1 protein-coding gene is annotated in these 334 nt (G+C 49.4%); it reads right to left on the bottom strand.

The genetic code is table 11. The features are described from left to right. Positions 1 to 334, bottom strand: a 334-nt coding sequence (locus tag AAHB90_RS32625; RefSeq protein WP_342089510.1) for a hypothetical protein, incomplete at both ends; no start/stop codon positions are given.

Genomic DNA, 334 nt, shown 5'->3' with positions numbered 1-334 from the left:
GGCGTGATAGTCGCTCTTGATGCCTTTTGCAAAGTTTTTCAAAAGGGAGTCGGGATGCGAGGCACTTTCCAGCCATTCGTCAAAAGTGCCATGGTGCTGCTTGCCCAAGAGTGTTTTGAATTGTTGGGCAAGCTCAGCGGCCTTCTGAATTGGAGCACTGTGTTGGCAGAGAAAAGTAAAGAATTCCAAATCTTTAGCTGGCAATAAGGATGTATCTGTTAGGGCAATGAAGGCCAGCTTGGTGCTTGACCAGGTTTGCTGTCTGGCAAGTGCCTGGGGTTTATCCAGGGGCTGCCCCACTAAATTTTGCGCGACAAGCCGGTTCATTCTCTCA

It is taken from the genome of Dyadobacter sp. OTU695 (assembly GCF_038440355.1).
In the GTDB taxonomy this organism is placed as follows: domain Bacteria; phylum Bacteroidota; class Bacteroidia; order Cytophagales; family Spirosomataceae; genus Dyadobacter.
The sequence above is the reverse complement of the archived record's forward strand: the minus strand, read 5'-3'. Positions and strand labels throughout refer to the sequence as shown.